Annotated in this window: 1 pseudogene; it reads left to right on the top strand. The window is 56.3% G+C overall.

Annotation, left to right across the window (positions count from 1 at the left end):
* Positions 1-43: 43 nt before the first annotated feature.
* A pseudogene (locus tag SB753_RS39605) lies at positions 44-252 on the top strand (polar amino acid ABC transporter permease); the annotation flags it as partial.

The raw sequence follows: 252 nt of genomic DNA, 5'->3' as shown, positions 1-252 counted from the left end.
CATGCGGGCGGTGATCCCCGGCCTCGCCAACGACACCATCGGCATGTTGAAGCTAACCTCGATCGCCTCGGTCATTTTCGTCAACGAACTCACCTTTCGCTCGCAACAGGTCGTCGGCCAGAACTTCAAGTTTTTTACCGTGTTCGGCGCAGCGGCGGTGATCTATCTGTTCCTCACGAGCGGAATTTCACTGGTTCAGGTGTGGCTCGAACGCATCTTCGATCACGAGCGCGACCGGAAACTCACATTCTC

This window comes from Paraburkholderia sp. SIMBA_053 (assembly GCF_046534895.1).
Lineage (GTDB): Bacteria > Pseudomonadota > Gammaproteobacteria > Burkholderiales > Burkholderiaceae > Paraburkholderia > Paraburkholderia caledonica.
This window is presented reverse-complemented; position numbering and strand designations above follow the sequence as displayed.